4 protein-coding genes are annotated in these 9,931 nt (G+C 64.1%); 1 reads left to right on the top strand and 3 read right to left on the bottom strand.

All coding sequences use genetic code 11. The features are described from left to right. Positions 1–1,090: 1,090 nt before the first annotated feature. On the top strand, positions 1,091–1,969 hold the full coding sequence (locus tag AC1DMY_RS06965) for an aldo/keto reductase (protein ID WP_477164265.1): 879 nt from the start codon (positions 1,091–1,093) through the stop codon (positions 1,967–1,969). Between the two features lie 154 nt (positions 1,970–2,123). Here the strand turns inward: AC1DMY_RS06965 and AC1DMY_RS06960 are convergent, their stop codons facing one another. The 3 genes from AC1DMY_RS06960 to AC1DMY_RS06950 all read right to left on the bottom strand — a co-directional run bounded on the left by AC1DMY_RS06960 (position 2,124) and on the right by AC1DMY_RS06950 (position 9,168). After that, positions 2,124–3,053, bottom strand: coding sequence for a 5'-nucleotidase (locus AC1DMY_RS06960; protein ID WP_204635384.1), 930 nt, complete (start codon positions 3,051–3,053; stop codon positions 2,124–2,126). Between the two features lie 119 nt (positions 3,054–3,172). Beyond that, a complete protein-coding gene (locus AC1DMY_RS06955) occupies positions 3,173–3,934 on the bottom strand; it encodes an NAD kinase (protein WP_477164264.1) in 762 nt (253 codons plus the stop codon). A gap of 299 nt (positions 3,935–4,233) precedes the next feature. Further along, the gene (locus tag AC1DMY_RS06950; RefSeq protein WP_477164263.1) at positions 4,234–9,168 is read right to left on the bottom strand and encodes an NAD-glutamate dehydrogenase; all 4,935 of its coding nucleotides are present in this window, start codon (positions 9,166–9,168) and stop codon (positions 4,234–4,236) included. Between the last annotated feature and the right edge of the window lie 763 nt (positions 9,169–9,931).

The following is a 9,931-nucleotide window of genomic DNA, read 5'->3' as shown; positions in this document are numbered from 1 at the left end:
CTCGAGTCACTTTTCTCTTGCTGGCCCACGCATGCGCAGGAGTGCATGCGAACGGCGAAGCCGGCCCGAAGGGCGGAGGGCAGGATGCCCGGAGTAAGAGAAAAGTAACCCAAAGAGAATGGCCTAAAAGAGCAAGGGCTCGTAGCGTTCTGTTGAATACGATCGTCTGTCGCTCGAGGGGTTCGGAAGCGTGGCGATCGTCCGACACGCGTTACGGCTACACCGCAACGCGCCACAGCGAAGAGGACTTAAAGCGGAGCCTCGCTGCGCATCGGCTTTGGCCCATGCATGCCGCACTCGTGCCACGCCTGGCGCTTGTCTGTGGGAGCGCACCCTGTGCGCGACAGCCACGCTGCGGTGTACCGCTCCGTAGGTTTGTCGCGCACAGGGTGCGCTCCCACAAAAAAGCTGAGCATCGCCGTTGATCCGCCATCCAAAAGGCAGCGCGCTCCCTTGTAGGAGCGCACCTTGTGCGCGAACGCGGCCTAACAGGCCGCCCTGCGGGCGGCGTTCGCGCACAGGGTGCGCTCCTACAAAAGAGCAGCCCGGCAACGCCGGGCGTGGTTCGGCTCGTGATGTGGCTCTTGCCCCCGGAGTCCCCGTATGACGCGGCGGGCGGGTGGAGGAAAGCCCGAAGGGTGGCCGCATGGATGCGGCCAGTTTTTCGACAGGACAAGGATGTCCTGTCGAAAAACCCCGCAACCCGGCCGCGCACCTGGCGGGCGCAGCCCGGAGGGCGCGTCATCCGGGGGGCCCTTTCTTTTGGTTACTTTTCTTTGGGCAAGCAAAGAAAAGTAACTCGGGCCGCGGCAGCGGCACGAAAGCCCGCGGCAGGCGAGCCAGATCGCGATATCGCGACATCCGAAGCCAGTCGCTACTGGATGAGCAGCCTTCGGCTGTTGAAGGGCGCTTCCGGCCTGCGCCGGGATGACGAGCCAAGGTCAAAATCCTGCGGTCGGCAAGCTGCCGAAAGCCAAACAACCAGCCCAGAACCGGTGCGTGCGCGCTGCAAACAAACTAAAAAATCTGAGGCTGGCGACAATCAACTCACCTTGTCACACTGCCACCTCACTCACCCCAGCCCTCGCCAATGCCAACCACCAACCTCCCCCTCTCCCCCATCGTCGCCGGCCTCTGGCGCATCGTCAGCTGGCAACTCAGCGTGCAGGAGCGCGTGCGCTGGATCGAACAAGCGCTGGAGCTGGGCATCACCTCGTACGACCACGCCGACATCTATGGCGACTACCAGGCCGAGGCACAGTTCGGCGAGGCGCTCAAGGCGGCACCGTCACTGCGCGAACGAATGCAGCTGATCACCAAATGCGGCATCCGTCTTCGCTCCGCGCAACACCCCTATCGCATCAACTACTACGACAGCTCCGCCGGCTACGTGCGTCAACAGGTGGAGCAGTCACTGAAAAACCTGCACACCGAACAGCTGGATCTCGTGCTGATCCATCGGCCCGACTATCTGATGGATGCCGCGGCGCTGGCGGAGACGTTCGACACGCTCACGCGCGAGGGCAAGGTGGCGCACTGGGGCGTGTCCAACCACACGACGAGCCAGTTCGCGCTACTGAACCAGCATCATCCGTTGCTCACCAACCAGATCGAACTATCGCCCTTGCAGATGGATGCCTTGGACGACGGCACGCTCGATCAGGCGCAGCAGCTGGGCCTGCGGCCGATGATCTGGTCGCCGTTGGGCGGCGGGCGACTGTTTACCGGTGATGACGAACAGGTCGAACGCGTGCGCGCCGAAATGACGGCCATCGCACACCGCTATGGCATCACGCTCACCACGCTGGCCTTCGCGTGGTCGCTACGCCATCCCTCGCGTCCGCATGTCATTACCGGCACCGGCCGTATCGATGGTCTGCGCGAGGCGGTGGCGGCGCTGGATGTGAAGCTGGATGCCGAAGACTGGTATGCGATATGGACGGCCAGCAAGGGGCATTCGGTTCCGTAACCGCCCTTGTGGGAGCGCACCCTGTGCGCGACTGCGACACGGCAACCTATCTTGCAGCCGGCCACATGAAGGGACCGCTCAACTGAACGCTGACCTTGCACTGGTGGCTGTCGCGCACAGGGTGCGCTCCCACAGGGTGCCTTGAGGTCAGCCTTTAGCGGTTGCTGACCCCATGCGGCACATGCCCCGTCGCCACATGCTTGCGCGCGGACTCCACATTCGCCGGTGAGTCGTCGAAGAAGATATCGGCACCGAAGGCGTCCAGGAATGGGCCCTTGTCGCGACCGCCCAGGAACAGCGCTTCATCGATACGCACGCCCCAGCGCCGCAGGGTCAGGATCACCCGCTTGTGCGCCGGCGCGGAACGCGCGGTGACCAGCGCGGTGCGGATGGGCGAATCTTCGGCCGGGAACGCTGCCTGCAGGCGGTGCACGGCGGTGAGGAAACCGCGGAACGGTCCGACCGAGAGCGGCTCGTTGGCAAGCTTGTGCTCACTGCGATGGAAAGCTTCCAGACCTTCCTCACGCGACACCCGCTCGCCTTCGTCGCCGAAGATCACCGCGTCGCCGTCAAAGGCGATGCGCAATTGCTCGGTAGCGCGTGGCGGCGCCACCGACGGCAGGATGGTGGCCGCCGCCACGCCGGCGGCCAGCGCGCGGCCCACGTCTTCGGCGTTGGCGGACAGGAACAAATCGGCCTTGAACGGCGCGATGTAATCGGACGTAGGCGCGCCGCTGGTGAACGCGGCGCGGCTGATCTCCAACCCGTAGTGCTGGATCGCGTTGAAGATGCGCAGGCCGGTGTCGCCGGAGTTGCGCGACAACAGGATCACTTCCACCGGCGGCACATCGCCCGCTAGTTTGTTCAAGCCCAGCAGTTTCTGCACCAGCGGGAACGCCACGCCGGGCTTGAGCAGCTCGTTCTCGTGCTCAATCTGGAACGCGCGATAGGCATCCAGCCCCTGGTGCTCGAACAGCTCATGACTGTCGCCCAGGTCGAACAGAGCGCGCGAGGAAATGGCCACCACCAGGCGGTTGTCGCCGGCGGCGGTGGGATCGTGTGCATCGGGCGTTGGGCGGGTCATGCCGCTCAATCTAGCGCAAAAGGCGAGGAGTGAGTGGAGAGGAGTGAGGAGTAAGAAAAGGCAGCCAGCGAGATGCTCTACTCTCACTACTCACTCCTCTCCACTCACTCCTGCTCTCCTCAATCCGGCGCGAACTGCTCATCCAGAATGCGTTGCTCCAGGTTGTGCTCCGGATCGAACAACAAGCGCACGCCCTGCCCCTCCGACTGGCGGATCTCCACCTCGCGGATGTCGCGCACCTCGTGATAATCGGCGGTGGCGCTCACCGGGCGCTTGCCGGGATCGAGCACGCGCATGGTGACCAGGGTGCGATGCGGCAAGATCGCACCGCGCCAGCGACGTGGGCGGAACGGGCTGATCGGGGTCAGCGCGAGCACATTGGCGTCCAATGGCAGGATCGGCCCATGTGCGGAGAGGTTGTAGGCCGTGGAACCCGCCGGTGTCGACACCAGGATGCCGTCGCAGACCAGGTTCTGCAGTTTCACGATGTCGTTGAGTTTCACTTCCAGATGCGCCGCCTGGTTGCTCTGGCGCAACAAGGACACTTCGTTGAACGCCAGCGCGTGATGCACGTCGCCGTTGATATCGACCGTGCGCATGTCCAGCGGATAGAGCACCGCGGCATGCGCGCGCGAAATGCGCTCTTCAAGCTCGTCGATGCGGTGCTTGTTCATCAGGAAGCCGACGCGTCCCAGTTTCATGCCGTACACCGGCGCCGGCAGCGCGCGATAGGCGTGCAGCGTGCGCAGCATGAAGCCGTCGCCGCCCAGCGCCACGATCACGTCCGACTGCTCCGGCACGGCATCGCCATAGCGGTCGATGAGTTTGCGCCGGGCCTGCTGGGCGACATTGGTTTCGCTGGCGACAAAGGCGAAGCGCATAGGGTCGGGCAACGGTCAGGGCGAGGACGCCAGTTGAGCGTAGATGGACGAAGGGCGCAAGACCGTTGCCGATCCCGCCCCCTGCTTGTCTCGCTCCCAAATACATCCATCCCCTCACCGTCATTCCCGCGAAAGCGGGAATCCAGTGCCTCTGACTTTGTCTTTAAGGGCACTCGTTGCGTTTTAAAGGCGCTGGATTCCCGCTTTCGCGGGAATGACGGAGAGGGGGTACAAACCTTAGTGAATCGTCGAGCACCCTCAGCGGCTGCCCAGCAAAGCCGGGCAGCCGCTGGAATTACTTACTGGTTCACCGGCACCTGCGCCAGCTGGGCCAGGCGGCGGACCGCCACCGAGGCGATCGGGTAGTCCGCCTTCTCGGTGAGGATTTCCGCCAGCATGTTGCGCGTGTACTTGAGCGTGGCATCGTCACGCTGCAGCCACGCCTGCACCGGCGAGACGTCCTTGGCGCTGCCGGTCATCGACAGCACCTGCAGGGCCAACGCGCGATGCTGGTGGTTGAGCTCATCCAGCAGCGAACCGCGTGCCTGCGCGTGCCATGCACCTTCCACCGGCAACGCTTCGATCTGGTTGCGCAGCCATTCCAGGTCCAGCGCCTGGCCGAGCTCGTAGAACACGCCGGCCACCTTGGCGATGGGCTGGTTGCCCTGCTGTGCCACCTCGACGATGTCGAGCATGGCGCGCAGCTCCGGCAGGCGGGCCATGCGCAGCGCGAGTTCACCCGGCATGCCCAGGCCGTCCCACTTCTCCTGGCTGGTGGCGAAGTCCTGCTTGCCCGTTTCGGTGAGCACGTCAGGCAGGGCCGCGCGCAGCTCGGTCACGCCGGTCTGGTAGCGCGCCACGTTGGCGTTGATGTCCAGCGTGCCGCCCGGACGGTTCAGCAGCCAACGGGTGGTGTGACGCAGCAGCGACCAGATCTGCAGGATGGCGTCGATCTGGGTGTTCTCGGCCACCTTGCCGTCGAGCGCTTCGATCTGCGCCCACAGTTCACGCGCATCGAGAATTTCGCGCGCTGCGGTATACGCCTTGGCGATGGCTGCCGGACCCTGACCGGTGTCCTCCTGCATGCGCATCATGAAGGTGGCGCCCATGCGGTTGATGGTGGAGTTGGTCACGGCCGTGGCGATGATGTCGCGCTTCAGGCGATGGCGCTGCATGTGCTCGGCGTACTTGCCGTGCAACGGCTCGGGGAAGTAGCGCACCAATTCCTTGGAGAGGTACGCATCTTCGGGCACGTCCGAGTCGAGCAGCTGCTGGTACAGCTTGATCTTGTCGTACGACAGCAGCACCGACAGCTCCGGACGCGTCATGCCGATGCCGCGCGCCTTGCGCTCGGTCAGTTCGGTTTCGCTCGGCAGGTTTTCCACCTGGCGATCGAGCAGGCCTTCCGATTCCAGCTGGCGGATGAAGTGCGCCATCGAGCCGATGCGATGCACCGACTGGTGCTCCATCAAGGTGATGGCCTGGTTCTGGCGGTAGTTGTCCCACAGCACCAGCTGGCCCACTTCGTCGGTCATGCTGGCCAGCAGCGTATTGCGCTGCTCGGTGGTCAGCTCGCCGCGCTGCACGGCGTCGCCGAGCAGGATCTTGATGTTCACCTCGTGGTCGGAGGTGTCCACGCCGGCGGAGTTGTCGATGAAGTCGGTATTGAGCAGCACGCCATGCTGGGCGGCTTCGATACGGCCCTTCTGGGTGAAGCCCAGGTTACCGCCCTCGCCCACCACCTTGCAGCGCAGCTCGACGCCGTTGACGCGCAGCGCGTTGTTGGCGCGATCGCCCACGTCGGCGTGCGTCTCGGCGCTGGACTTCACATAGGTACCGATGCCGCCGTTCCACAGCAGGTCCACCGGCGCCTTGAGGATGGCGCTGAGCAGGTCGTTCGGCGCCAGCTGGGTCACGTCAGACTTGAGGCCGAGCACCGCACGCACTTCCGGCGAAATCGGGATCGACTTGAGCGTACGCGGATACACGCCGCCGCCCGCGGAAATGAGCTGCTTGTTGTAATCGTCCCAGCTCGAACGCGGCAGCTTGAACATGCGCTCGCGCTCGACGAAGGAACGCTCGACATCCGGGTTCGGATCGAGGAACACATGGCGATGATCGAACGCCGCCACCAGCTTGATGTGGCGCGACAGCAGCATGCCGTTGCCGAACACGTCGCCCGACATGTCGCCGACGCCCGCGCAGGTGAAGTCCTGCGACTGGCTGTCACGGCCCAGCGCACGGAAGTGGCGCTTGACCGACTCCCACGCGCCCTTGGCGGTGATGCCCATGCCCTTGTGGTCGTAACCGTTCGAGCCGCCCGAAGCGAACGCATCGCCCAGCCAGAAGCCGTGTTCCACCGAAATGGCATTGGCGATATCGGAGAACGTCGCGGTGCCCTTGTCGGCCGCCACCACCAGGTACGGATCGTCGTTGTCATGGCGCACCACGTCGTGCGGCGGCACCACCTTGCCTTCGATCAGGTTGTCGGTGATGTCGAGCAGGCCGCTGATGAACATGCGGTAGCACGCGATGCCCTCGGCCAGCTGCGCATCGCGGTCGCCGTTCACCGGCGGACGCTTCACGAAGAAGCCGCCCTTCGAACCGACCGGCACGATCACGGTGTTCTTCACCATCTGCGCCTTCACCAGGCCCAGCACTTCGGTACGGAAGTCTTCGCGACGATCCGACCAGCGCAGGCCGCCGCGCGCCACCGCACCGAAGCGCAGGTGGATGCCTTCCACGCGCGGTGCGCTGACGAAGATTTCGCGGTACGGCACCGGCTTGGGCAGATCCGGCACGCGGTGCGAATCGAACTTGAAGCTGATGTAGCTGCGGTACTGGTCGTTCCACTGCTGGAAGAAGCTGGTGCGAAGCGTGCCGCGGATCAGCGCCACGAAGCTGCGCAGGATACGGTCGTCGTCGAGGCTGGAGACGGTTTCCAGCAGCGTGCCGATGGTCTCTTCGATCACCGCCAGCTGCTCGTCGCGCGGCTTGGACAGCGCCGCCACCAGGCCGTCGACGAGGGCCGGATGCGCCTGGCGCAGCGCCTCGGGAATCAACACCTGCATTTCGCCGCGCAGCAAGCCACCGGCGCGCTTGAGTTCATCCGCGGACAGCGACTCGCGGCGCGGGTCGAACTTGGCCAGGAACAGCTCCACCAGCAGGCCGGCAATCGCCGGATAGCGGTTGAAGGCGTCTTCCATATAGCTCTGCGAGAACGCCACGCCGGTCTGCAGCAGGTACTTGCAGTAGCCGCGCAGCATGGCGATCTGGCGCCAGCTCAGCTTGGCGCCGAGCACCAGGCGGTTGAAGCCGTCGTTCTCGGCGTTGCCGCGCCAGATCTGCTCGAAAGCGTCTTCGAACAACTGGTCCACCTGCTCCACGCTGAAAGCGAGGCTGCCGGCGGTCTGCACTTCGAAGTCCTGGATGTACAGCATGCTGTCGCCGACATGGATGTCGTACAGGTGCTCGGTGAGCACGCGCAGACCCAGGTTCTCCAACTGCGGCAGCACTTCGGACAACGCGATGTCGCCACCGCTGCGGTAGATCTTGAAACGCAGTTCTTCCGGCCGCGAGGCCGGGTGATAGAACGACATGCGTACCGCGTCGTCGCCCTTGAGCAGCGAGAGCTGGTGCACGTCCTCGGCAGCGGTGGCCGGCGAGACGTCTTCCACGTAGCCGGCAGGCAGCGCCTTGGCGTAACGGTTGGCCAGTACCACGCCATCGTGGTCGCCCAGCGTGCGCACGAGTTCGTCGCGCACATCGTCGTGCCAGTTGCGCACGATGGTGGCCACGCCCTTCTCGAGTTCGGCCACGTCGTAATGCACCTGGTCGCCGATCTTCGGACGCACCACCACATGCAGGCGCACCAGCGCCGCTTCGCCCATCAGCACGGACGAATCGAGGCTTTCGCCGCGCATGGCATCCTTCAGCAGCGCTTCGATGCGTTCGCGCACCGTGGTGTTGAAGCGGTCACGCGGCACATAAACGATGCAGGTGACGAAACGGCCATAGCGGTCGCGGCGCACGAACAGGCGCGTGCGTGCGCGCTGGCGCAGTTCCAGCGTACCCATGGCGGTGGTGTAGAGCTCTTCGTCGCTGCTCTGGAACAGCTCGTCGCGCGGCAGAGTTTCCAGGATATGGCGCAACGCCTTGCCCGAATGCGAATCGCGCTTGAGGCCGGAGCGCTCCATCGCGTATTCGAACTTCTGGCGTACCAGCGGCACGTCCTGCGGACGCGCCATATAGGCGTTGGAGGAGAACAGGCCGAGGAAGCGCTGTTCGGCCACCGGCTTGCCGTTGGCATCGAACTTGAGCACGCCCACGTAATCCATGTAGCCCGGACGATGCGCGTGCGAGCGCGCATTGGTCTTGGTCAGGATGATGGCGTCGGTGGAACCGGACTGCGGCAGGTCGCTGGCCACCAGCGAACGCAGCGAGCGCGGTGCGAGCGAGCGCTCGCTCTTGTGCAGGATGCCCATGCCCGAGCTTTCGTTGGCGCGCAGTACTTCCTCGCCATCGGCTTCGGTCACTTCGTATTCGCGGTAGCCGAGGAAGGTGAAGTTGTCGTCGGCCAGCCAGCGCAGGAACGCGGAGGCTTCCTTCACGGCGGCGGCGTCCAGCGGCAGCTGGCGCGACGGCAGGTCGTCGGCGGTGGCGAGCGCCTGGTCGCGCATCTTCTTCCAGTCGGCGACGACCACGCGCACGTCTTCCAGCGCGCCTTCGAGTTTGGCCTTGAGCTTGGCCAGCTCCTCGTCGTCGGCCACGCGGTCCACTTCGAAATGCATGACCGATTCGGGCTGGCCGTCGGGGGCGCCGATCTTAAGCAGCTTGCCGGAGGCATCGCGTGCCACTTCCACCACCGGATGGATCACGGCGTGGATCTGCAATTGTTCGGTCGCGACCATAGTGACGGTGTCGACCAGGAACGGCATGTCGTCGGTGACGACCTGGATGTAACTGCGGCCGGCGTGGCCCGTAGCCGGGTTGACCACACGCACCGCGGCGCGGCCCGGCTGGCGCTGCTGCATGAAGCTGAGCAGGTCTGCGATCAGGGCAGCCCACTCGCGGGCGGTATGGAGTTGCAGATCGCCGTCGGCGATGCGCGCGAAGAAAGCGCTGATAAAAAATTGCGCCTCATCAAGGCGCCCGGTAGGAAATCCGCTTTGCTTCAGTTCTTCGAAAACAACACTGGGGAACGAGCTGTTGCTAGCCGCACGAATCGCGTTCATGGCATCTACTGTGTTGGGGAGACGGAATGAGGCTAAAAAAGCCTCAAAAGAATACGCCTCGCGTGATGCCTTATCCACACTTGCGAAAGATGCACTTCAGCTAGCGGCAGGCCATGACGCCCGTGCAGCAACGGCTGCGATAGGAGATTTCTGCGACGATTGCATGACAACCAAGCACATGCGCAGCGCTTGCGCAGTTGGACGAAAAACTCGCTGCGCTCGCGTGTTGCCGCTGCAGCGCTGGTGATTCCCGTCCATCGCAGGCAACCGATACCGCTGCGTATGTCATGGCGTCGACGCATTCAAAACGTTGCAGCGCAGCAGATGAAATAGTCGACAGACAAACCGCCATGCCGACAACCTGGGCCCGCTATCCGCGGGTGCGGCCGGTTGTTGTAAGCAAGCACGCAGATGCTGCAACCGGACCATCGGCACAGGCGTTTGCCAGCCGCCGCAGGCACCATGAAACCGACGGCCATCCCCCTGTCTTAGCGGCCGACACCCTTCCTTCACGGAATTCAGCCAAAATTAGGTCGCACGTCCCGTTGGGAGTACAGCCACCCAACCCAGCGGAACACATAAGACGCGTCTGAATGGCCCAGGGAGGCCGATCCGGCGTATCAGGGGTGTCTCTACAAATTGTAAACTGTACGGTATAGTCCAAGCTCGCCTGCCTGAACGAGCCACGGCTTTACCGACCCTGCCCTTCCTTGCCTACCCGTTCACGGGACGCTCGGACTAGCGGGGCCGCTGCGTGTTCGTT

The sequence above is a fragment of the Dyella sp. 01L423 genome (assembly GCF_056399945.1).
This window is presented reverse-complemented; position numbering and strand designations above follow the sequence as displayed.